Here is a 23891-nt window from a genome sequence, read left to right on the forward strand (position 1 = left end):
CCGCCCGGCCGACAACGCCGTCCAGTACCGCTCCGCCGCCGCCCCGCTCGCCGCGGTGCCCGTCGCGCCGGCGCAACCCGTCGTGGAAGCGCCGCCACCGCGGTGGCGGGGCCTGCTCATCGCCGGCGTGGCCACCGCGGTCGTGGCCACCGGAACCGTCGCAGCGGTCCGGGCCAACGGTCGCGGTGACGTCAGCGCCGCGGCACCGGCACCGGTGGCCGTCGCCAGTCCGATGGGCGCCTGCCCCACGGCCGGGTCGCGGCCGGTGACCGACTCCGGCAAGGAGGCGCCGATCTCCCTGCCCGAGGGCTGGCTGTGGCACGTCGACACCGACGGGTTCGCCCTAGCCGTACCGCGTGGCTGGCATCGCGGCTCCGACAACGGCGACGTGTGTTTCGGTGACCCCGGCGGCGTCCGGTCCTTCACCGTGGCACCCGGCGGCCCGCTCGACGGCAAGCCGCTGCGCCGGTGGCAGGACGCCGAACGCAACGCCCCGCCCGGCTACCGCAAGATCAGCATGGGTCTGCTGCTGGTCACCGGTGGTGGCGCCGACTGGGAGTACTCCTGGCAGCCGGCCACCGGACCACGCCTGCACACCTATCGGATGCTGGTGGCCGCCGGCGACGCCCGCTCCTATGCGCTGACCTGGACCACCCGCGACGCCGACTGGAGCCTCGACCTGCCGATCCAGCGCACCCTGACCAACGGGTTCCGCGACACGTCACGGCCCGCAGTGACCTGGACGATCCCCGGCCCACGGAACTGACCGGAAAGAAATCCGCCGTCCGGACCAAACCGAGTAACTTTCGGCTACGAATCCCTGCTGACGGAAGAACCACCCCCGCTGGCAAGGAGCCCCTCGTGAAACTCTCCCGCACCCTTCTGGCCGTGCCCGCCGCGACAGCGATCCTGCTCGCGATCCCGACCGCCGCGTTCGCCGACGAGAGTGTCCACGTCAGGCTCGACCCGCTCAACAATTCCGGCGCCTCCGGCACCGCCACGCTGACCGCCATGTCCGACGGCGACCTCAAGGTCAGCATCCGGTCCACCGGCCTGGTCCCGAACTCACCGCACGCCCAGCACCTGCACGGATCCACCGACGGCATGGACTTCCACTGCCCCGACATGTCCGCCGACTCCGACGGCGACGGCTACGTCAGCACCGAGGAAGGCATGCCTGACTACGGCAACATCTTCATCTCGCTGACCACCAAGGGCGACACCACCCCCAAGAGCGGTCTCGCCGTCGACCGTATGCCGACCGCCGACGCCGAGGGCAACCTGTCCTACGAGCGTGTCATCCCGGCCGCCGAACTGCCCACCGGCACGATCAAGCACCTCAAGGACCTGCACGTCGTCCAGCACGGTATCGACGCCAACGACAACGACAAGTACGACCTGGACGGCCTCGGCGAATCCACCCTCGCCAGGTCGGCCGGCCTCACCGGCATCCCGCAGGAGGCGACCGACCCCGCCCTGTGCGGCATGGTCTCCGGCGCGGCCGCCGGTTCGGTCCCGGTCGGCGGCGTCGACACCGGCGACGGCAGCACCCGGCACGACTCCACCCCGCTGTACGGCCTCGGCGGCCTCGCCCTGCTCGGCGCGGCCGGCGCGTTCATCGCCCGTCGCCGTCTGGCCTGACCCATGACCGGCACCGGCACGTCACAGCCGGCCGGGAACCGCTGGGGGCGCTACGCGCTCTCGGCGGCTGTCCTGGTCCTCAGCATCATCGGCGTCACCGCACTCATCCGAGGCGGTCAGGACCAGCCTCGCCAGATCCCCCTCGCGGTCACCGCGCCGCCTACCGCTTCCGGCAGCACCCCGTCCGACGGCGGCGCGCTGACGACCGGACCCCTGATGGGCACCTCGAACCCGACCCGGCTCGTCATCCCCGCCCTCGACGTCGACGTGCCGCTGACCGGCCTCGACCAGCGGGCCGACGGCACCATGCAGGTGCCCGCCGACGCCACGACCGTCGGCTGGTACACCAGGGCACCCACCCCGGGCGCTCTCGGTCCGGCCGTCCTCGCCGGCCACGTCGACTACAAGAAGCAACCCGGCACCTTCCAACGACTCGCCGACCTCGAGCCCGGCGACTCCGTCAACGTCAGCCGCGAAGACGGCAGCATGGCCATGTTCACCGTCGTCGAGGTGGAGCGGCACGCCAAGGCGCAGTTCCCCACCGACGCCGTCTACGGAGCGATCAACCACGCCGGACTACGCCTGATCACCTGCGGTGGCGATTTCGACCACACCACCGGCCACTACGAGGACAACATCGTCGTCTACGCCGACCTCACCGTGGCCCACCCCGCCTGAGCACGCCGACTCAGCGCGTCAACGGCTGCACTCGGCCCGCTGTCGATGCGCGGATCTGCTGGAACGCCGGACCGCTGGCATATGTGGTCAATAGGGTATTTATATCCGGCGTCGACGTTAACTGCTGCCGGTACCTCGAAAAGCGAATGAGGTCGATGGCCAGGGTCTTGGTGGTCGATGACGAGCCGGATCTGCGGTTCCTGCATCACCGCGTCCTCAGCCGGGCCGGGCACGAGGTGGTCGAGGCGGGCGACGGCCTGGCCGCGCTGGAGTCCGTGCGGGCGTCGCCGCCCGATCTGGTGGTCACCGACGTGATGATGCCGGTAATGGGAGGAATCGAGTTCATCCGACGGTTGAAGGCTGATCCCGCGACGGCGGCGATCCCGGTCCTGGCGGTCAGCGGGGACTGGCAGCTGGCGATCGAGGCGGACGGTGCGCTCGCCAAGCCGTGTCGCACGCAAGACCTGCTCGCGGCAGCCGAGGAGTTGCTGCGCAAGAGAGGTGATGGGCGGTGACGCGACTGACGAGCGGGCAGACGGATCTGGATCTGATCCTGGGCGGCGGCTTCGAACCCGGGTCCACGGTCGTCGTGGCGGGACCACCGGGATCCGGCAAGACCATCCTGGCGCAGCAGATCTGCTTCGCCGTGGCCAGCGCCGAGCACAAGGCCGTCTACTACACGACGTGGTCCGAACCGCACTCCAAGCTCGTAAAACACCTCCGCGAATTCACCTTCTTCGTACCCGAACATCTCGGTCCCCGGGTCGAGTACGTGCACCTGGGAGACCTGTTGCGCGAGGGCACCGGCAACGACCTCGCCCCGATGTTCGACGAGGTGCTCCGCAAAGCGTTCGATGACCAGCCCGCGGTGCTGGTCATCGACAGCACCAGGATGCTGCGCGACTTCGTCAGCGAGCACGAACTACGGATGTCGCTCTACGACCTGGTCAGCAAGGTCGCTCACAGCGGGGCGGTGCTGTTGCTGCTGGGCGAGTACACCCTCGAGGAGACGCAGAGCAGCGCCGAGTTCACCCTGGCCGACGGGATCGTGCAGCTGTCCTACCATTCCCGCGAGCCGATCGACCGGCGTGGGCTTCGGGTGATCAAGATGCGCGGTGCCCCGCACCTGCAGGGCACCCACACGGTGCACATCACCTCCGACGGGCTCCAGGTGTATCCGCGGATCGAGTCGATGCAGCCCGACGAGGGTGTCCCCGGGCCGCGGCGGATCCCCACCGGGATCAGCGGTCTCGACACGCTCATGGGCGGTGGAGTACCGGACAGCGACGCCACCCTCGTGCTCGGGCCCACCGGAGTCGGCAAGACCATCAGCTCCTTGCACTTCATCGCCGAGGGACTCGCCCGCGGCGAACGGTGCCTCTACATCAGCTTCCAGGACCCCGCGGAAGAACTGATCCAGATGGCCGACAGGTTCGGATGGGACTTCACCGCCGCCCGCACGGCCGGCACGCTGGACATTTCGCACGTGCCGGTGGGCAACCTCGACCTGGACGGGCTGGCCACGGTGGCCCGTCGCAGCCTGTCCGAAAAGGCCACCACCCGGATCGTGATCGACAGCCTGGCCGAAATGGCCTACACCGCCCGCGAAGCCGAACGATTCCCCGCCTACCTGCGCTCCCTACTCGGCTTGATCCGTGGCGCCGGAGCCTGTCTGTGGGTGACCAGCGAAACCCGGACCATCGGGCCGGCGGAGGAACCCCTCGCGGGCCTGATGTTCCTGTTCCACAACGTCATCCAGCTCCGCTACATCGAGCACTGCCGTGAAATCGGGCGCGCAGCCACCGTCCTCAAGATGCGTAACAGCAGCCACGACCACGCCGTGCACGCCTACCACATCACCGAGACCGGAGCCGCCGTCGGCGACCCGCTCGACCACGTCACCGGCATGCTCGGCTGGAGTGCCCTACGCGACTGCCCGATCACTGCCGCCGACGACAAGAGCACGCATTGAGGCCACACCTGATGGCTCCGGTCGACTCGCTCCAGCCCCGGCTTCCCCACCACGGCCGACCGGCCGGCACCGTCACCGCCGGCGCGGCGGCGGGTGCGTCGCTAATCCGAGGGGGTGGCCAACCATGTCGCCACGGGCAGGATCAGGTCGATGAGTTCAGCAACGGCCGCCAGGCCCTTGGCGGAGACGCCGAACCCGACGAGAGCGCCCAGGATGACGGCCCGCTCCAGCCGGCCGGCCGCCGCCATGTCGGCGAGTAGCCGGTGCGCACTGCCGAGGTCGGAGGTGTGCCCGTTCATGTCGTAGCCGGCGAGCGTGGTGAGGCAGTCGCGGAGTGAAGCGTCGAGCCTGGAGCGTTCGCCGGTGTCCAGGTTGACGGCTCCGACCGCCCCGGCCCACCCGGTGAGCCGGTGGGGCCCGCGGTCGCCGACGACGGCCAGGGCGCTGCCCGCCGACAGTTGCCCGGCCCACCCCAACAGGTCGAATGTCGGGTTGCAGAGGACCACCGCTCCCGGGCCGTCCCTGAGCGGAGCGTCCGGCGCGAGTCCCCGGCCACCGGCCCGGCGCCCGAAGACCGGCCCGCTGTTGGCGCTTCTGCCGCCACCGATGGAGATGACCGGCCGGCCACGCGCCGCGGCCTGCCGGGCAGCCCATTGCCACGCCAGATCGGATGCGGCCTGACGACTGCGATCGGGCGCGAAGGGGACCCAGGCCGCCTCGAATCGGCTGTACACCGGCGGTTGCGGCATCGCGGGATTCACTGCCCTCGCCGTCCTCACGTTATGTGTTCAAAAAATCACGCATGGGCACGCTATCGTGAGGATCGAAGAACGAACAGTCCTTGACGGACACCAGTACCGGCGCCAGGCCGGCCACTCCCCCGCACTCGGAGCAGCTCACGTGATAGTCGCCTGAGCCGGACGACTCGCGGGAAGGAAGATCGCCAGGCCATGGCCCCGCACGTCGGTGACCACCCACGGGTGGCTGACGTAGGTCGACTGCTGTCGTGCCTCCCCACTGCGGAGGATGTCGTAGCGTTCTCGCGCCCCGTGGTAGTCGAGCCAGTGGATGAGGACGGGCTCGTCCCGGCGGTTGACGAAATCGATCTCGGTCTGCTGCCTGGATTCACGTGAGCGGAGATATCGCTCCCGCAGTGGCGAGAGAACGATGACTTCCGCTGAAGCACGGGTTGCGCTCGGGACGGCGGGGACTGTCGGCGACGGGGCCATCGGACGGGGCGCCGTCGACGACGGCCACGACGGCTGGCGTGAACCCGTCGTCGCGCTGCTTGCCGCGGGGGTGGCGGTCTCGTCCGGATCGGGAACGGGCCGGGCAGGGGTCTCCGCTCCGGCACTGATCGGGTCGGCGTGCCGATCGACCGGTTCAGCGCCGGGCCACGTCAGGGCAGCGGCGGAACCGGCGAACAACAGACCGGTCAAGCCGGCGGCCAGGATCCGGCGCTGGACGCGTGGGAGCCGTGCCGGCCGATGCGGCGGTCCGGGCGGCGTCCGGCCCGCGGGCACCCCTGCGACCTCCGGCTCATGGCGGGTCCGCGTCGGACGGCCGGCATGACGGCGGGGTCCACCGCCGTGCACATTGCCGGTCTCGGCGGGAACCCAGCGGCCGATGCGCAGGCCCGTTTCCGGCGGCGCGTCGTCGGCAGGCGTCATCGGGCGTACTCGAACAAAGGTCGGCCTCTCAACGGCGTCCGGGAATCAATCGGCCCCGATCTTGCAGATGATCAAATGCATTGTCAACTTATCCAGGGTGTCGTTCCGTCGCGATGAGAGCGCATTTCGGTCGTTGCTGGACGGCGCTCCGGAGATTGGCCCCCCAGTGCCTCGCCCGCCTGACCGGGAGTGCGAATCGTTTCATTATCGCCCTGGGAGGGCTCCCACCGGCGCGGGCGACGGGCTGCATATCTGTAAAGATTCCGTCGTACTCGATCAGTTGATCCACAACGCTTTCTTCCGCGTATTGCCGGTCAACAAGATCGGTTGATGTGGCCGTTGAAGGGAGTAGGTTTGTTCTTCGTTGGTCGAACGCTCCGACGTCGTCGGGAATGGACGGTCGGAACGCTGGCCGCCATCGCTCTGATCATGCTGAGCCCGTTGAGCGCCCACGCCGAACCAGGGGTACCGGAACCGCCCAGCGGACTACTGCCCGACCGCGGCGTGGGTGACGTCTCGGAGGCCGACCGAGACTTTCTGATCAAGGTTCGCCTCGCTGGGCTATGGGAGACACCTGCCGGCGAGATGGCGCAGTCACACTCGGGGAGCCAGCGGATCAAGTCCATCGGACGTGACATCGCCGCCCAGCACAAGGCGCTGGACAAGCTGGTCGTCGAAGCGGCGGGCAAACTCGACGTGGCTCTGCCGGACGAGCCGAACAAGGACCAGCAGGGCTGGCTCGACGAAATGGAACAGGCGCGGGGAAACACCTTCGACCAGATCTACATCGACCGGTTGCGGGCGGCACATGGAAATATTTTTCCGGCCATAGCAATGATCCGGTCCAGTACACGCAACGATACGGTTCGTAAACTCGCTCAACGCGCCAATCAGTTCGTCATGACACACATGACTCTGCTGGAGAGCAGCGGAATGGTGAATTTCGCCGCACTGCCCACCGCGAAGGCGCCGGCGGCAACCGCATCGGCCGCCACTGCGCAGACGTTGCCGAGAGCCGGTCGAAGCGATGCCGACCCGACGGCTATCGGGACGCCCGTGCTCGTCGCCGTCATCGCCGTTCTCGTCCTCGCCGCGCTGTTCGTCACCAAGCGAATCCTGCCTTCGCGCAACCGGCTGGAACCTCGGTACCGCGGTAGATATCGATATGCCTCTCCGGGCGCGGCAACAGCTCGTCAAGCACTGCGGTCTCTCGGCGAAAGTAAACTTGCTGGACGGCCGATCCGGACCGCCACAGATCTTCTGGGCATCCGGCGTCAGAAAGGCCGGCGGAAATGACGGATCCACGAATTCATGGGTGTAGGCGCACGCCGGAGGCATCGTCGTGACGGGCCGGGCGGGCTCGTATGAGAGAGCCGGGGTCTCGTCGGCGCCGGCCGGCACCGGCCACAAGGCCTTCCGGCTGTCCTCGGTACGTACTCGCAGCTACGACAAGGGCGAGGTCGACGCCTTCATGGCGGAGGCGTTCCGGGAGATCGACCGGATCGAGGCGGAGAACCACGGCCTTCGCGGCGAACTGCGCCACAACCGCCCCTCGAAGCGTGAACTGGCCGCCGAGCTGGAGCGGCTCCGGCGGGAACTGGCACGAGCGAAGGAGCACACCCGGAACGTGCGGGCCGAGCTGGAACACCACCGGACGGCGGCTCGATCACCCACTGAACGGCCCGGTGACTTCGTCGTCATCGCTCAGCGATTCGCCGACCAGCACATCCGTGAGGCCGAACGGGATGCGCAGGAGTTGCTCAGCGTCGCGCGCACCAAAGCGGACAAGCTTCTCGGTGAGGCGGAATTGCTGGCTTCCACGATCGACAGCAACGCCCAGGCTCGGCACACCGAAGCGGTCGGCCGGATCGTCAGCGACCGGACAGCGGCACGCGAGGACATCGACCGACTCACCACCAGGCTGATCGCTCTACGCGACTCCTTGCGCGACCAGATGGTCCGGGACGTGCCCGAACTGCTGCCACCCGAGCAGATATAACGTTCCCGGCAATGGCCGCCAGCGCCTTCAGGACACCGGAGTGGCACGGATGGTTCGTAGACTCCTGGAACCGACTCATCCCGAACGGGTCCGCTTTGAACGGGACGATCGGATCGTCGGGTGACCCTGGTGGTGGTCGCAGAGGCCGGTGGGGTGACGCTGAGGAGTGGTAGTGAGGATGCCGCCTTCGGCCGCGGCCAAGACGTCGCGTCCGCGGAAGATGCGCTCGGCTGTGCAACGGACCGGGCTGACCACGCTGCTCGACGCGGCCGTACGCCACCCGGTGACGCTGGTCTGCGCGGGCGGGGGCTGGGGCAAGACGATGGCCGTGTCGGCCTGGGCGGAGGGCCGCGACGGGATCGCCTGGTCGACCGCCGACACGCATGACAACGATCCGCAACTGTTCTGGGCGTACGTGCTCGCCGCGCTGCGGACAGCCGACGTGATCACCTCGGGGAACCCGCTCGCCGAGCCCGGTTCGATCCCGGCTGACCAGCGCGAACGCGGCAACTGGCTCGCGACGGGCTTCGCCCGGCTACCACTCGGCACGATTCTGGTCATCGACGACGTACACGAGATCAACGACGCCGACGTCCTGCGCGAGCTGAGCGAGATGCTGCGCCGGCTGCCGCCGTCGTTGCGGCTGGTGCTGGTCAGCCGGGCCGAGCCACAGCTGCGGTTGCACCAGCTGCGGGCCGCCGGGGAGATGACCGAGATCCGCACCGAGCACCTCGCCTTCACCCGCCAGGAGACCATCGACCTGACCGCCGGGCACGGGCTCGTCCTGACCGCCGACGAGGTGGCCACGTTGCTCGGACGTACCGAGGGCTGGGCCACCGGGCTCCAGCTCAGCGCGGCGTATCTGGCCGGGCACGACCGTGCGCAGGTCACCGACATCGTCGGCGACCTGCGCACGGTCGACGACTACTTCGCCCAGGAGGTGCTCGCCGGACGAACCCGGCAGCAGCGGCGGTTCCTGTTGCAGACCAGCATCTGCGAGAACCTGTGCGCCGGCTTGGCCGACGCCATCACATACGGCGGCAACGCTCAGCGCACCCTCGAACAGTTGGAACGGGACAACGAATTCGTCGTCCGGCTGGGCACCAGGGCGATCTGGTTCCGCTACCACCACCTGCTTCGCGACATGCTGCTGCACCGCTTGCGGTCGGAGATCCCGGCGATGGTGCCCGAGCTGCACCGCAGGGCCGCGAGCTGGCACATGGCGAACAACTCGATAATGGAGGCCCTGTTTCACGCCGTGGAGGCGCGGGACTGGGCGTACGTCGGACGGCTCATCGTGGTCGAGGCGGGCCCACTGATCGTCTCGGCACGCCGTCCGGCCCTCGTCAAGATCCTTCGCGGCGTGCCGGCCGCCGAATTCGCCAGCACCCCGGAACTGATGATCTGCGCTGCGCTCATGATGTTCCACACCGGTGACTACGCGGCGATTCCCGCCCGGCTGGACGGGGCTCGGGCGCGTTCGCAGAACCGGCCGGATGCCGAGCGTGAACCGGTCGAGATCTTGTCGTACACGCTGAGGCTCGCCGCGGACCGGGTGGTCGGTGACATGCCCGCCGTGATCGACGGTACCGGCCGTCTGCTCGAGATCCTGGCCGGCGCGCGGTCCACGGCCGTACCCGCAATCGCCCAGAGCCGAGCGATCGCGCTGAACAATCGTGGCCTGGCGCTGCTGTGGACGGGACGCACGGGTGAGGCCGAACGCGACCTGTGGGCCGGGTCGAATGCGGCCCGCGGGGCCGGTGTGGAACTCACCGAGATCAACGCGACCGGGCATCTGGCGCTGATGCAGGCCATGTACGGATCGGTGCACGAGGCCGGGAAGCTGGCATCGGACGCGCTCGACCAGGCCGACCGGCGCGGGTGGCGATATGCGCTGCAGACCGTCGCCGCCCACTTCGCCCTGGCCCTGGTCCGGCTGGCCGGGCAGGACCTCGACGGCGCCGAACGAGCGAGCCGCGACGGCGCCCGCGCCCACCTCAGCGACCCGGAGACAGCCCAGCGACTCATCATGCTGGGCGTCCGGGCCCGACTGGCCGTCGCCCGCGGGTCCTTCGACACAGCCCGCGAGTTGTATGTCGAGGCCACCCGCGAGCGGGGCCCACGGTTGAACGTCCCCGCGATCGACCGCTGGCTGGCCCAGGGCATGGCCCACCTCAACCTGGCCGCCGGTCACCCTGACCAGGTGGAGCAGGGCTACGCCGGCTCGGCGTCAGGCCCGCCCGAGCAGGTCCTGCTGGCCGGTGCGGCCTACCTGCGGGGCAACCAGCAACGCGCTGAGGAAATCCTGACCGTCACCACGGTCGACGAACGCGACACCAGCACCCAGGTTCAGGCCCGAATCCTTGCCGCCTTGGTGGCCGACGCACGGGGGCAGGGCATCCGAGCCACCGACCAACTGGCCGACGCGGTCACCATCGCCGCCAGAGAGGGCATCCGGCGACCGTTCGCGGCAATGGCCGACGCCCGGCTGGACGGGCTCTTCCGCCGGCTGCGGCTGCTCACCTCTGCCGGCGAGCCACTGATCGCGGACCTCATCGACGACGTTCGCCAGATCGGTGCCGGCTCGGACGACGGGCCGCCGCCGGTGGCGCTCAGCGAACGGGAGACCGAGGTGCTGCGCTACCTGTCCACCATGCTCACCGCGGCTGAGATCGCGACGAGCCTCGGCCTGTCGGTCAGCACCATAAAGGCACACACCCGAGCGATCTACCGGAAGCTGGGCGCCACCCGCCGTACCGAAGCGGTGCTGATCGCCCGCCGCAACAGAATCCTGTAACTCGCCGCCACTCCGCCGGAACCCGTGGCCTGCTTCCAGGTGCTGCGGATCACCATCCCACCGGGCACCTCCGACGTCAGCGGCCATCCGCGTTTACCAGCGGTTCGGGCGGGTAGCCCTGTCCCGGTTTGCGGTGATCATGAGACAACGAACGGTGGCGGAACCATGCATATCTGGCCGGGCAACCCGTACCCGCTGGGCGCCACCTATGACGGCGGCGGCACCAATTTCGCGCTCTTCTCCGAGGCGGCCACCCGCGTCGAGTTGTGCCTGTTCGACGACGACGGCAAGGAGACCCGCATCGACCTGCCGGAGCGGGAGGCGCTGGTCTGGCACGGCTACCTGCCCCGGGTGGTGCCGGGCCAGCGCTACGGCTACCGGGTCCACGGCCACTACGAGCCGGCGAACGGGCTGCGCTGCAATCCGAGCAAACTGCTGCTCGACCCGTACGCGAAGGCGATCGACGGCACCTACGAGTGGGATCAGGCGCTCTACTCCTACGATTTCGGCGACGTCGACTCGTACAACGACGCTGATTCGGTGCACTTCTCACCGCGGTCGGTGGTGATCAACCCGTATTTCGACTGGAACAACGACCGGCCGCTGAAGATGCCGTTCCACCAGACCGTCATCTACGAGGCGCACGTCAAGGGCATGACGATCCAACACCCCAACGACGGCCGCCGCCCGATCGCGTCGATCAACTTCGTCACCGCGCACGACGGGTTCACCCTGCACGACCTGGTCTCCTACAACGAGAAGCACAACGACGCCAACGGTGAGGGCAACCGCGACGGGGAGAGCCACAACCGGTCGTGGAACTGCGGTGTCGAAGGCGAGACCGACGACGCCGACGTCATCGTGCTCCGCGAGCGGCAGAAGCGGAACTTCCTGGCCACCCTGCTACTCAGCCAGGGCGTCCCGATGATCGCCCACGGCGACGAACTCGGCCGTACCCAGCACGGCAACAACAACGTCTACTGCCAGGACAGCGAGATCTCCTGGGTCGACTGGGCCGAGGCCCGCAACGAGGACGTGCTCACCGGTTTCGTCCGGCGGCTGCTCAAGCTCCGGGCCGACCACCCGATTTTCCGGCGGCGGCGGTTCTTCACCGGCCAGCCGGCCGGCGACTCGGCGCTGCCGGACATCGCCTGGCTACGCCGTGACGGCAGATCGATGACCGAACACGACTGGGACGCCGACGCCGACCGCACCCTGGCGGTGTTCCTCAACGGCGACGGCATCCATGAACCTGATGCGCTCGGCGGGACCATCCGGGACGACTCGTTCCTGCTGATGTTCAACGCCTCACCGAACGACGCCGAGTTCATGCTGCCGCCTACCGAGTTCGGTCAGATGTGGGAGGTCGTCCTGGACACCACACGGACCGGGGCCGGAGAAGACGCCGAGCAAACCGTGAAAGCGCAGACGGCGGTACTGGCCGAGTCGCACAGCATGCTCGTCCTGCGCCGCCGATACTGAGAAACGGGCCGGCTGCCCGGTCTTTGGTGTTTCTTTGGCGGTTCTCTCCATGCTGTCCGCACAGGTCAGACAAGGAGAGACAACATGTTCAGCGCTCGACGGACCGCCTCGGCCCTGATGGCCGTCATCGCGGTCGCCACCCTCACCGCATGCGGCAGCGCCGAGGCCGGGCCCGGCCCGATCTTCGACACCGGGCCTCCCGGCAGCGAGATCTCCGACGAGGTCGCCCTCTCCATCGCCCCCAGGGTCACCCTCACCTTCGACATCACCGGAGCAAAGACCTTGAGGGGTACGGCCACCGCGCTCGCCCCGTCCGGCGGCGCACACTTCCTGGAGTACTGCGACGAGTACGCGAAGGGCACCGCCGACGGGCAGTACCTGGCGGCGGGGCTGCTCGACGGCCCGGTCGACGGTCACAAGGTCACGATGGAGATGCGGGTCTCCGGCTACGCGGGACCCGGCACCTACCCGAAGGACCAGCTCGCCGCGCCCGGCTCGCGGCCGAACATCGCGATCGACGGCACCGTCTACGGGACCTGGTCGAACAGCACCGCCGGCACGGCCACCACCGACGGCAAGGGTGGCGGCACCTGGACCTTCGGGAAGCTGGCCAAGACCGGTGAGGGCGGCCTGCCCGGCGCCGCCATCAGCGGCACAGTCTCCTGGACCTGCCAGGAGCCGGTCAGGCCCCAGCCGAGCGGCGTGGCCGGGCCCTGACCGATCAGCGCCTACGCACCGCCCAGCTCGCGGGCCATGATGGCGTCACTGCCCTCCTGCTGCCAGACGACGACGGTGGGGTTGTCGGCGAGTTCCATGTCGGAGACCGCAAGGTACTGCCCGGCGGCGAGCTCGTACTCCTCGCCGGTGGCGGTGTCGTACAACACGACTCGTTCGTAGCCCCAGTTCGGATCCGACAGCAGCGAGATGGTGGTCGTGTAGCCGATGATCCGGCCGTCCTCGCTGATCGAGAACGGTCTCACCCAGATCCCCTCGTCGAACGGTTTGATGACGTCGGACATCTGAATCGGCCCTGTCGCGCCCGGGGCCCGCACCAGGCCGTACCAGTTGTAGGGGGCGGTGAAGCCGTCCCAGTAGGAGTACTCGGCGGCGATGAACTCTCCGGTCCGGGAGATGACCGGGTCGGAGAGTGTCGACTCCTCCCAGGGGGATTCGTACTTCTGGGTGAGGTTCGTCGTCGATCCGTCGACCACGTCGTAACGGAGCACGTCGTCCTTGTAGCGCAGCGTGTAGAGCACCGCGGTGCCGTTCTGGTCGGCGTGGACGTCGTCGCTCTCAGCGGGACCGGTCACCAGGTCGCAGAACTCGGGTGGGCACGGCATGGCTCTCGGCGTCGCGCCGGGAGCGTCGATGATGAAGACCTGCTGTTCAGCAGAGGATCCCGATGCGGTGTCGTGTCCGTGAACGATGGCGCCCGCCCCGTTGCGTACGAGGAACAGGTTCTGGACGTCGTCGATGGTGTCGTCGCTGTAGACCACCGTCCGGCCGGCGGCGATGTCGTGCAGCAGGACCCGGCTGTGGGGCTCCCCGTCGACCCAGCTGTCGGTGACGAAAAGGATCCGGTTGCCGTCGTAGCTGGCGTCGGTCGTGGTCCCGTCGATTCTGATCGGGGTGTGCCCGTCGGTGTCGCGGGACACCACGATGATCTCGCCGGTGACCCGGTCCTTGCGGACCAGCACCCGGCCGCCGCCGATGGGGCTCTCGGGGTCACCACCGGGCCCGTCGTAGACCTCACGTGGTGCGATGGCGTCGTTGGTGTCCAGGTCGAAGAAGACGTACCGGCCGTCACCGGACAGCGTCGTGTTGTAGATGTGCCTGGTGTTGGCGACGCCGTCGGCATCGGTGGCGATGTTGAAGACGTCACCGGTGGGACGTACTCCGGCGACGGGGCTGACCGCGTCGGTGGCCACCGAGGCGCCGCTCTGGCCGATGGCGTTGATCGCGTACACCTGGAATCGGTACGGCGTGTCCGCAGCGAGGCCGGCCACTGTCGCGGTTGTCTGCGCGCCCGGGACGTAGGTGACCGGCCCGTCCGGGAGGGGCACGACCGCATACCTGACGATGGGTGAGCGCCCGTCGGTGATCGGGGCCTGCCAGCTGACCTGGGCCGCGAGCGGCCGCGGAGCGGCGTGCGGCTGTTGCGGCGGCCCGGGGCGGGTCGATCCGGTGATGTTGACGACCGCCCGTGCCCGCAGTTCCCGGTGCCAGTCGGTCGGTGCGCTGTATGCCTCGATCACCGCGGTGCCGGCCAGCGGGGACACGAACGTCCCGTCGGCGCCGACAACACCCGGTCCGGAGACCAGCCGCCAGTCGACGGCGGGGGTGCTGGGCAGTTGGGCGCCGGTGGCCGTGAACGTGACGGGCTGGCCGGGCAGTACGTCGGCGTCCTCCGGGTCGAGTTTCAGGCCGAAGAACGCCCCGTCGGCCTTGGCGACGGTGACGAAGAAGTTGGCGAGGTCCTCCCGGCTGAAGTCGAAACTGTGGCCGAAGAACTCGCGGCTGCGGAGGAAGACGCCCAGAGTGACGCCGAGCCGCACCTCCCACCACGGGTCCTGCGTGGTGTCGACCTTGAGCTGCAGGTAGGGGCGCACGATCAAACCAGGGCCGGCGGTGTTGTAGAAGTAGACATTGGCCTCGACCGGCACCGCGATCGTCGCATTGCTGTCGCCGTACGCGTCGAGGTCGTGCCGGGCCGGCGTGAACGCGTCGTTGATGCCGTGCAGGTCGGTGACGGCACCGTTGCGGGTCGCCATCTCCGCGCCGACGATCCGGCCGAAGCTCAGCGCGGCGGTGAGACCGACCGATCCGTCGATGGTGAACCGCGGCCGGACGTTGAGTTCCAGGCAGACGACGATCGGCACCGGCCCGGCCTGGATGTTGAAGCATCGTGCTCGCAGCCTGAGGCCCGGCAGTTCGCGCTCGCCCGTGATCATGGCACCGACCTTGGCCCGCAGTTCGGCTTTGAACGCGATCCGGTTCAGGTGGTGGGTACTCACGTCGCCGCCCGAGACGGTGATGGAGTTGTCGAGGTGCGGTGCGAAATCGAGGTTGGCTTCGAGACGACCGCCGACCGGTGGCATCCGGTCGGCGTTGTTCAGGGGGTCCTGTCCCTGCTCGGTGTTGAGGGACAGGCCGATCTCGGCGATCAGGTGGCCGTCACGGATGCCGATGTCGGTTCCCAGCGCGGCCGCCTTCGCTCCCTGCGACAGGGTCTTGCCCTTGATCGTGGGCTGGCGCAGCCGAATCGCCGGGGACTCCGCAACCACGTCGATGATGTCCTGGTCACCGATCTCGGTGGCGGCGCTGAGGTCGGCCTGATCGAAGATGTCGGTCAGCGGCGTCTCCCGGGTGGTGACGCTGACGATGCCGCCGGTACCGGACACCGAGGTCACCGTGCCGAGCAGCCCTCGCGGGCTGACCGCAGTGACCGGGACGATCACGATGGTGCCGCTGGTCAGTGCGGTGATCGAGGCCGGCGGATTGGCGAACACCAGCGTGGTGCCGGACAGCCGGGTCAGGGTGGCGGCCTCGTCAGAGGTGATCAGGCGGGGTGCGGCCTTGAGCGAGAGCTGTGGCCGTACAGCGGACGGTGTCGAGGTCGCCGGGCCGGTGCCAGCGCTGTTGGCCGCGGAGACGGTGAAGGTGTAGCTCGTGTCCGGGTCGAGTCCGGTGATGCGGGCCGAGGTGTTGGTCACCGTGGTGGTCAGCCCGCCGGGGGAAGCGGTGACGGTGTAACCGGTGATCGACGAGGTGCCGGGATCGACCGGGGCGTTCCAGCGGACCTCGACCGCACCGGTGGCGGCGGCACCGGCACGCAGGTCGACCGGGGCCGCGGGAACACGTGCCGCCGCCGGCTGCACTCCGGTGGCCTCGGCCGGCGAACCGGTGCCGGCCTTGTTGGTGGCGGTCACCCGTACCGCATAGGTCGTGCCGTTGATCAGCCCGGTGATCCGGGCGACAGTGGTGCCGGCAGCCACGGTGAGCCGATGGCCGCCGGGCTCGGCCGTGACCGTGTAACCGGTGATCGGTGCGCCGCCGTCGGCGGGAGCGACCCATTGGACGTCGGCCGCCTCGGCGAGGGCGACGGTGAGCAGGCCGGCCGGTGGCAGGGGTACGTCCGCGGCGCGTGGGGTGACCGGTTCGGAGGGCGGCGACGCCTCGCCGGGGCCGTTGCCGTTGAGGGCGGTGACCGTGACGGTGTAGGTCGTCCCGTTGGTCAGGCCGGTGATGATCGTTTCGGTGGCCGTTCCGGAGACCGTCGTGGTCGTGCCGCCGGGCTGAGCGGTGATCCGGTAGCCGACGACACCCGCAATGCCTTCGGCCGGGGGTGACCAGGCCACTCTTGCGGCGCCGTCGCGGGGATAGACGAAGGTGACAAACGGGGCGCCGAGGGTGGGCGGCGGTGCGGGCTCCGCTGACGCCGGGGCCGAGGGATCCGACGTTCCGATGGCGCTGCGGGCGGTGACCGTGAATGCATAGACGGTCGCGTTGGTGAGCCCGTCGACCCGGGCGGAGGTGGCACTGCCCGGCACGGTGACCGTCCTGCCACCGGGCGAGGTCGTGACCGTGTACCCGGTGACGGGTGCGTCGCTGGTGCCGGGCCGCCAGTAGACGACGGCGGAGCGGTCACCGGCGGCGGCTGTCACGTCCTGCGGCGGCTCGGGCCGGCGCTGCTTGCTGAAGTAGCAGGTCAGGTCGGCGGTGGCTCGTACCGGGCTGATGCCGATGTTGGTGATAGCGATCCCGCCGGTGCCCGCGGAGGTGTGAACGACGGTGTTCGTGCGCCGTGTCGTGCCATAGGAGGCGCTGACCGCGCCCGGGCGGTTCGTTCCGGCCGGGTACGCCACCAGCGAACCGGTGCCCTGCGACGGTTCGGTGTTCACGCTCAGGCAGCCGCCCGCGGCGTCGGCGGGGACGCCCTGCCGGCCGGCGAGGGTGGCGGTGGCCGAGGCGAACGCGGTGATGCTCGTGTCGTCGAGGACTCTCACCGACGGTATCGGTGTGATGTTGAGGCCGGGGTCGCTCGCGGTCGGCCGGGCATAGAAGCCGCTGATGTACGCGTCGACGGTCACCGCGGCGGTACTGCTGTTCGTGACCGTGAGGGCGCCGCCGTCACCGGGCGCGACCACAACCGAGCTGGTCGCGACTGCGGTGAGACCGGCGTTGCCGGCCAGTTCCAGCTGGGGCAGCGCGACCGCGGCACCGGCTGCCCGCACGGCCACCTGGCCGGCCTGGGTGCCGGTCGCGGAGACGCTGAGGGCATACGCCCCGGCCCCTTCGGCGGGGCAGGCCCGCGGCAGCCGGCGTGACGGTGGCGGCTCCACCAGCGGGAACGGACAGCCTGGTGATCGCGGGTGCCGAGGTCAGCGGGTGGAAGGTCATGGCGTCCGGCGGTGCCGTGCCGATCACGTAGGCGACGGCGTCGGCGGAGACCTCCACCGGGACGGTGCCGTTGTTGGTGAGTACGGTGTGCCCGGCACTGTCGACGCTGACCATGAAGGATCCACGGGTCCAGTGGTTCGCATTCAGGTGAAGGGTGGCCGGGCTCGCCCCGCCGGGGCCGGCAGTGAGTGTGCCCGCGGCGGTGGCGCGGGCGCTGACGTTGATCACTGCTCCGGTCGATGTGCCCGCGGCCGGCCCCAGATGGTCGGTGATCGACAGGTCGAGGGTGCCGCCGGCCGCAATGGTCGCGGCGTCGGCGACCCGGACCGCCGGTACGGTGACAAGCCGGCCGGGCCCGGACACCGCCGAGATCGTCACGGGCGGTGCGGCCGTGGCGGGTCGAGGTGCGGCGGTGAGGCCTCCGGCCGCGGTCAGGAGCGCTGTCGTCGCTGCCGCGACCAGACGCCACATATATTTATCCCCGTTGATTTGCATCCATGGAAGCTACCGAAACCCGCAGTTTCGTGACGACCCGTTTCTGCACGCCGGCACCTCGGCTCAGGGGCGCTTCCAGCAGGAGATGGATGATCACCCGAAACGCTCCCCGCGTTCAGGCGCCGTTACGGAAGGGCGCGTGGTTGTCGGATTCGGGCAGTTCGGTGTCGGATCGGGGAGGAGCCGGGCTGCTCCATCGGGTGAGCAGGACGGTGGCGTCGTCCTGCAGGCAGTCGTCCTGGTAGTCGAGGATCGCGTGCACCAGCCGGCGGGCCGTCTCCGGCAGCGGGAGCTGGTCGGCGATGGCCTTGACGGTGAAGTCGACGAGCCGATCGATGCCGAACCGATCCCCGTCGACGGAGCGCGCCTCGGTGATGCCGTCGGTGTAGAGCAGTACGTGGTCGCCGGGCTCCAGCGCCTCCTCGACCACGACCGGTGGCCGGTGGTGACCGAGCGAGACCGGCAGGGCTGTGGGGGTCGGCAGGACCTTGACCGCTTTGCCCTGGCGGATCACCACCCCGCCGGGGTGCCCGGCGGAGATGACCTGCAGCAGCCCGGTGCGCTGGTCGAGCTCGGCGAGGACGGCGGTGATCAGGCCGCGCCGGTCATGGTCGTGGATAGCCTGGTCGATGCGGTGATAGGTGTCGGTCAGGTCCAGGCCGTCGCGGCGCGCGTTGCGGTAGGCCGCCAGCGCGAGGGAGGCCAGCGTGACGGCTCGCATCCCGCCCGCCGAGCCGTGACCGACCGCGTCGAAGAGCGCGAGATGGGCGATGTCGCCGTTGACGGCGTAGTCGAACGCGTCTCCGCCGACGTCGTAGCACGGTTCCAGAACGCCGCTGATCATGAGGTGGCCGGTGGAGAACGTCAGCGGTGGCAGCTGGGCGCGGAGCATCTCGGCCGCCAGGCGCATCGGCTCGCGGCGGCGCAGGCGTTCGATGGTGTCGCTGTAGAGATTGCGGGTCACCACAAGCTCGGCGAGCAGGCTGGAGACCGTCGCGCAGTCCTCCACGACTGTTTCAGCGGGTGTGCCGGGCAGCACGGCCTCGATCACGCCGAGGCGTTCGGCGCCGTTGATCAGTGGCAGCCACAATCGGGCACCGTCGGGTCCGGAGTCGCTGGTGCATGCGGCGACCGTGGAGAATGCGCGCCCGGCCAGCGTGCCGTCGATCATCACACGGTCCCGGGGCGGTGCGTCACCGGCGAGCAGGGGCAGCAGTTCGCGCTGCTGATGATCCACCAGGTAGATGATCATGGCGGTTGCGCCGGCCAGCGGGGCGGCTCGCATCGCCATCTGCGGAAGGTCGTCCGGCCGGGCGTGGTGGGACTGCCGCAGCAGCCGTCCCAGCGCATCCATACCGCCCACTGCCGTCCTCCCTCGTCACCACCCTCGGGCAGTCTGCCTCATGCCGCCCGGCAACGAGCACGGCGTCTCAGTACGAGTGACCGAGAAGGTGGGCCACGGGATTCTCGGCGTCCGACAAGTGCAGATTGTTCCGCAGCACCGTCGCTGCGCGGCTCGCGCGGCCGGCTTCGGCCCGGTGCTTCTCGGCTGCCTCGATGTCGTCTGCCGCCTGCGCCCGTTCGGCCAGCTTCTTCAGGAGCACGACTTTCTCCAGCAGTGCGCTGACCGCTGTCCAGACCGCCTCCTCGATGTTGTCGTCGCGGACCGAGAGCAGCGACTGTGGCGAGTACGAGTGGCCGACGTGACAGACGTAGTGGTCGGCCAGACCGGTACGCACCACATACATGCCGCCGCGGCACTCCGGGCAGCCGAGCTCCACGGCCTGCCCGTGATCAGGAGTCCTGGAGGCGCCGTACGCGAGCATGTCGGTCTCCCAGATCAGGGGTTCCGGCGGCCGGCTCTGTGCGGTGACCGGCTTGCCGACCACCTCCGCGATCATGTCACCGAGGTCGAACCCCGGAAGCGTCTCCGCATCAGGCACGACACGCAGCGCAGCCGTCGGCATGCCGGGAAAACGGGCCTCCGCGGGGTCCTGCACCAGGGCGACCCCGCCTCCCGCAGCGATCGCGGCCAGGCCCGCCGATCCGTCGTCGAGGCTGCCCGACAGGATCACGCCGACCGTCCGTGGACCGCACCACCGGGCGGCCGACCGGAACAACGCGTCCACCGCCGGGCGCACCAGATTCTGCCTCGGGCCGTCACTGACCCGCAGTACGGCGCAGTCGTCCACGAGCAGATGCCGGTTCGGCACCGCCACGTGCACGGCGCCCGGTTCGAGGCGGGTACCGTCGACCGCCGGCCGCACCGGCAGGGCACACGCCCGGGCCAGGGTTTCGGCCAGCGTGGCCCGCGCCCCCGGCGCCACATGCACGACCACCAGCACGACCGCCGGCAGGTCGGACGGGAACCGCGCCAGCACCTGTGCCAGCGGTTTGTGAGAGCCCGCCGAACCGCCGATCACGACCACGTCGCGATGCGTCATCACCGTCCGCCCTTCCTCGGTGGATGGGGCGGGTTTCCCTCTCCGGAACCGGGCAAACGCCCGCACGGTGACGGGGTCAGGCGCCGGGAACCTCCGGTCACGAACACCACCCGCGGCGAGGAACGTGACTCGTCGCTGGTCCACCACGAACGCGGGATGTCCACACCGGTCATGCTCGGATAGCGGTTCGCCGGCCGATGTCCGGTCAGTCCGGTGAGCCCCCGGTCATCGCCGGAAGAGCCGGAATCAGAAACCGACGGGCCGGTCAACGATCCGGGCGGCGCGCCACTCGGTCCGGCCGCCGGCACACGACCCCAAGGCTGTCCGGCCGATGTCGTTTCGCCGGGGCCGAGGGGGGCAAGTGTCGGGGACGGGCCGGCTAGAAGGAGACCACATGCTGCTCAAGGCCGACATCGAGCTCGAGAATCTCGACGAGATAGCCGAACGCTACGCGTACGCCAGGGAAAACGCGGACGGGGTACGGGCACGCCGGTTGCGCGACGGCATGGTGAGAGCCGCGATGCCGATGGCCGACCGCCTCGCCCGCCGGTACCGGGGCGCCATCGAGCCGCTGGCCGATCTGGAACAGGTGGCCCGGCTGGGCCTGGTCAAGGTCGTCGACCGATATGCCCCGGACCGGGGATCCTTCACCGCCTACGCCATCCAGACCATCGTCGGTGAGCTGAAACGGCACCTCCGCGACCGCAGCTGGGCCGTACACGTTCCCCGCCCCATGCAGGAACTGTCGATGGCGGTCGCCCGGCACGAGTCCGACCTGGCCCGCGAACTCGGCCGCCGGCCCACCGGCGGCGAGACGGCAGAACGTGCCGGCATCACCATCGGCGACCTCGATCGGGCGCGCGTGACCGCGGCCGCCTATCGCTCGCAGTCGCTCAACACGCCGGTCGGCGACGGCGACACCCAGCTCGGTGACCTGTTCGGCCAGCCCGACCCGGCGATGGAGAAGGTCGCCGACAATCTGACGGTCGCCGACATGCTGGCCCGTCTGCCCGAACGGGAACGGCATGTGGTGATCGCACGCTTCTACGGCGGCCGTACCCAGGCCGACATCGCCGCCGAGATCGGCGTTTCGCAGATGCAGGTCTCCCGCATCCAGTCACGGGTTCTGGCGTGGCTGCGCGACGGCCTGCTGACCGACTGTGTTCCGCACTGGCCGGGGCAGCACCACCACGACCCGGAGGCCTTCGACATCACCACCACCATGGTGTCGGCCGTCCACCTCGAGATCCGTATCCGTGGCGAGGTCGACCGCGACAACGCCGGTGGGCTACGGACCGCCCTTCTGGACATGGTCTGCCGGCAGGCCGCGGGCCATCGGGTCACGCTGCATCTGGCCGGCGTACCACTCCTGGACGCGGCCGGCATCCGGGTCCTGCTCGCGGTGTACGAGGCCGCGCAGGCCCGCCACATCACCGTGACCGCGACCGGCCTGAACCCCGTCATCCGCAGAGTCGCCGCCGCCACGGGCCTCACACCGATGCTGGCGCCGCAGGACCGCAGCTGAGCAGGAGATCAACTGCGGTCCCGGGTAGGCGGTCACCGGCCGGCCACCCCGCCGATGGCAGCCGCGGGCGCGGAGGAACTGCTCACCTGACCGTCGTGGCCGGCACCGTACTCAGCGAGAATCTCTAGGAAACGGCGCCCGCGCGCCGGTCGGCCGGGCCGCGGCCGAGAGCCGCCCAGATCTCGGTGACGGTGTGGAACACCTGGCCGTCGGGCAGCCGGTCGAGGTCGGCGAGCACATCGTCGGGAGCCGCCAGCGTCTCGGCGCCACGACGCAGTGCCTCCCGGTCCCCCGGCATGCTGGAAAGACCGATGTAACGTCCGAACCGGCTGAGGTCCGCGGTGGTGTCGGCGTTCGGTACCCGGCTCACCTCGGGCTGGTCCTCACCGGCCGGTTCGGGTGTGTGCCACTCCTCCGACCGGCCGCCGGCGATGCCTTGGACGTGACCGCGGACCTCCTGCTTCATGCTCTCGTCGAGGTGGCGGCCGTGTTTGCTGCTCTGTCGCTCCATGGCGGCCGCATACCCGCGTTGAGCAGGACCAACCTCGGTGACGGGCGAGCTGGCACCGTCTCCCTTCCGGGGAGGTGGTTCAGGGGCGTAGCAGGGCCTTGACGGCACGGCGCTCGTCCATCGCCCGGTAGCCCTCGGCGGCGTCGTCGAGTCCCAGTTCCAGGTCGAACACCCTGCCCGGGTCGATCTCGCGCCGCAGGATCAGGTCGACGAGCTCCGGCAGGAACCGGCGCACCGGGGCCGGGCCGCCGTGCAGGTGCACGCCGGAGAAGAACAGCTCCATGCCCGGCAGCGTCACGCCGTGCGCGACACCGACATAGCCCACGTGGCCACCGGGCCGGGTCGACCTGATCGCCTGCATCATCGACTCCTGCGTGCCTACGGCCTCGATGACGGAGTGTGCCCCGTACCCTCCGGTCAGGTCCTTGATTTTGGCGACGCCCTCGTCGCCGCGCTCGGTGACGATGTCGGTGGCGCCGAACTCCAGCGCCAGCTTCTGCCGGTCGGCGTGCCGGCTCATCGCGATGATCCGCTCCGCGCCCAGCTGCCGGGCCGCCAGGACGGCGAGCAGGCCGACCGCGCCGTCACCGACGACCGCGACCGTCCGGCCGGGGCCGGCCTCGGCGGCGACCGCGGCGAACCAGCCGGTGCCGAGCACGTCGGAGGCGGCCAGCAGCGACGGGATCAGGTCGGCGTCCGGCCGGCCCGGCGTGGCGACCAGGGTGCCGTCGGCCCACGGAACCCGCAGGTAGTCGGCCTGCGCGCCGCCGGTCTCGCTGACGATGGGTGCGAAGTCCGGGCACCGCGACTGGTAGCCGGACCGGCAGATCTCGCAGGTGTTGTCGGAGGTGAAGAACGAGCCGACGACGAACTGTCCGGGACTGATCTCGCGGACCTCGGAGCCGACCTCCTCCACCACGCCGACGTACTCGTGACCCATCGGCGCCGGGCCGTTGAGCTGCTCGATCCCCCGGTACGGCCACAGGTCGGAGCCGCAGACACAGGCGGCGGAGACGCGGATGACGGCGTCGGTGGGCTTGATGATCGACGGCTGGGCGCGCTGTTCCACACGCACATCGCCGGGCGAATGCATGACGACCTGACGCATCAGTTCTCCTCGGTGGTGACGACGGGATCTCCTGATTCATGGAAGCGGATCCGCCAGGGATGAGGGAGTCACTGACGAAGGAGGTACCGGCAGGGCACCCCTGCGGCTGAGCCTGCGTGGCTGCTGCCTCGCCGGGTGACATCATCATTGCCGTGGAGTGTGCGAACCC

The 23891-nt window shown here is 69.5% G+C and carries 19 protein-coding genes; 11 read left to right on the forward strand and 8 right to left on the reverse strand.

Translation table 11 applies throughout. From position 1 onward, the window contains the following. From ACFO0C_RS33865 to ACFO0C_RS33885, 5 genes are all read left to right on the forward strand, one after another. A partial coding sequence (locus ACFO0C_RS33865; RefSeq protein WP_378070835.1) for a hypothetical protein occupies positions 1-766 on the forward strand: 766 nt, incomplete at its 5' end. A gap of 95 nt (positions 767-861) precedes the next feature. Further along, positions 862-1641 carry a hypothetical protein gene (locus ACFO0C_RS33870; RefSeq protein WP_378070836.1) on the forward strand — a complete coding sequence of 260 codons (780 nt, stop codon included), beginning with the start codon at positions 862-864 and terminating at the stop codon, positions 1639-1641. Between the two features lie 3 nt (positions 1642-1644). After that, positions 1645-2319, forward strand: coding sequence for a class F sortase (locus ACFO0C_RS33875; protein ID WP_378070837.1), 675 nt, complete (start codon positions 1645-1647; stop codon positions 2317-2319). A gap of 155 nt (positions 2320-2474) precedes the next feature. Then, positions 2475-2834: a response regulator gene (locus ACFO0C_RS33880; RefSeq protein WP_378070838.1), complete on the forward strand. Its 360-nt coding sequence runs from the start codon at positions 2475-2477 to the stop codon at positions 2832-2834. Beyond that, positions 2831-4291 (forward strand): RAD55 family ATPase, encoded by a 1461-nt coding sequence (locus ACFO0C_RS33885; RefSeq protein ID WP_378070839.1) that lies wholly within the window; start codon positions 2831-2833, stop codon positions 4289-4291. Before ACFO0C_RS33880 ends, ACFO0C_RS33885 begins: the two co-directional genes overlap by 4 nt. 101 nt (positions 4292-4392) lie before the next feature. On the opposite strand, the gene ACFO0C_RS33890 is transcribed toward ACFO0C_RS33885, so the two are convergent. Both ACFO0C_RS33890 and ACFO0C_RS33895 read right to left on the reverse strand, forming a co-directional pair. Further along, positions 4393-5040 (reverse strand): hypothetical protein, encoded by a 648-nt coding sequence (locus ACFO0C_RS33890; protein ID WP_378070840.1) that lies wholly within the window; start codon positions 5038-5040, stop codon positions 4393-4395. 147 nt (positions 5041-5187) lie between these two features. Beyond that, entirely contained in the window at positions 5188-5961 is a 774-nt protein-coding gene (locus tag ACFO0C_RS33895) for a VHL beta domain-containing protein (protein WP_378070841.1), read from the reverse strand. Positions 5962-6315: 354 nt separating this feature from the next. On the opposite strand from ACFO0C_RS33895, the gene ACFO0C_RS33900 reads away from it, so the two are divergent. The 5 genes from ACFO0C_RS33900 (at position 6316) to ACFO0C_RS33920 (ending at position 12956) form a co-directional block, all read left to right on the forward strand. Then, entirely contained in the window at positions 6316-7257 is a 942-nt protein-coding gene (locus ACFO0C_RS33900) for a DUF4142 domain-containing protein (protein WP_378070842.1), read from the forward strand. Between the two features lie 46 nt (positions 7258-7303). After that, complete coding sequence (locus ACFO0C_RS33905; RefSeq protein ID WP_378070843.1) at positions 7304-7960, forward strand: DivIVA domain-containing protein; 657 nt, start codon at positions 7304-7306, stop codon at positions 7958-7960. Positions 7961-8138: 178 nt separating this feature from the next. Further along, on the forward strand, positions 8139-10757 hold the full coding sequence (locus ACFO0C_RS33910; protein ID WP_378070878.1) for a LuxR C-terminal-related transcriptional regulator: 2619 nt from the start codon (positions 8139-8141) through the stop codon (positions 10755-10757). Between the two features lie 165 nt (positions 10758-10922). After that, complete coding sequence (locus tag ACFO0C_RS33915) at positions 10923-12239, forward strand: hypothetical protein (protein ID WP_378070844.1); 1317 nt, start codon at positions 10923-10925, stop codon at positions 12237-12239. Positions 12240-12323: 84 nt separating this feature from the next. Then, on the forward strand, positions 12324-12956 hold the full coding sequence (locus ACFO0C_RS33920; RefSeq protein ID WP_378070845.1) for a hypothetical protein: 633 nt from the start codon (positions 12324-12326) through the stop codon (positions 12954-12956). 11 nt (positions 12957-12967) lie between these two features. Here the strand turns inward: ACFO0C_RS33920 and ACFO0C_RS33925 are convergent, their stop codons facing one another. From ACFO0C_RS33925 to ACFO0C_RS33940, 4 genes are all read right to left on the reverse strand, one after another. After that, on the reverse strand, positions 12968-17479 hold the full coding sequence (locus ACFO0C_RS33925; RefSeq protein WP_378070846.1) for a fibronectin type III domain-containing protein: 4512 nt from the start codon (positions 17477-17479) through the stop codon (positions 12968-12970). Then, the gene (locus tag ACFO0C_RS33930) at positions 17370-18110 is read right to left on the reverse strand and encodes a hypothetical protein (RefSeq protein ID WP_378070847.1); all 741 of its coding nucleotides are present in this window, start codon (positions 18108-18110) and stop codon (positions 17370-17372) included. The genes ACFO0C_RS33925 and ACFO0C_RS33930 overlap by 110 nt, the downstream gene beginning before the upstream one ends. Positions 18111-18249: 139 nt before the next feature. Next, a complete protein-coding gene (locus ACFO0C_RS33935) occupies positions 18250-19488 on the reverse strand; it encodes a PP2C family protein-serine/threonine phosphatase (protein ID WP_378070879.1) in 1239 nt (412 codons plus the stop codon). Between the two features lie 76 nt (positions 19489-19564). Further along, complete coding sequence (locus tag ACFO0C_RS33940; RefSeq protein WP_378070848.1) at positions 19565-20578, reverse strand: chemotaxis protein CheB; 1014 nt, start codon at positions 20576-20578, stop codon at positions 19565-19567. A 394-nt stretch (positions 20579-20972) separates the two neighbouring features. On the opposite strand from ACFO0C_RS33940, the gene ACFO0C_RS33945 reads away from it, so the two are divergent. Then, entirely contained in the window at positions 20973-22103 is a 1131-nt protein-coding gene (locus ACFO0C_RS33945) for a sigma-70 family RNA polymerase sigma factor (RefSeq protein ID WP_378070849.1), read from the forward strand. Positions 22104-22227: 124 nt separating this feature from the next. Here ACFO0C_RS33945 and ACFO0C_RS33950 read toward each other — a convergent pair whose 3' ends face one another. Both ACFO0C_RS33950 and ACFO0C_RS33955 read right to left on the reverse strand, forming a co-directional pair. Next, positions 22228-22614: a DUF2795 domain-containing protein gene (locus ACFO0C_RS33950; RefSeq protein ID WP_378070850.1), complete on the reverse strand. Its 387-nt coding sequence runs from the start codon at positions 22612-22614 to the stop codon at positions 22228-22230. A 79-nt stretch (positions 22615-22693) separates the two neighbouring features. Beyond that, on the reverse strand, positions 22694-23722 hold the full coding sequence (locus ACFO0C_RS33955; RefSeq protein ID WP_378070851.1) for a zinc-dependent alcohol dehydrogenase family protein: 1029 nt from the start codon (positions 23720-23722) through the stop codon (positions 22694-22696). Between the last annotated feature and the right edge of the window lie 169 nt (positions 23723-23891).

The sequence above is a fragment of the Actinoplanes subglobosus genome (genome assembly GCF_042650585.1).
GTDB lineage: Bacteria > Actinomycetota > Actinomycetes > Mycobacteriales > Micromonosporaceae > Actinoplanes > Actinoplanes subglobosus.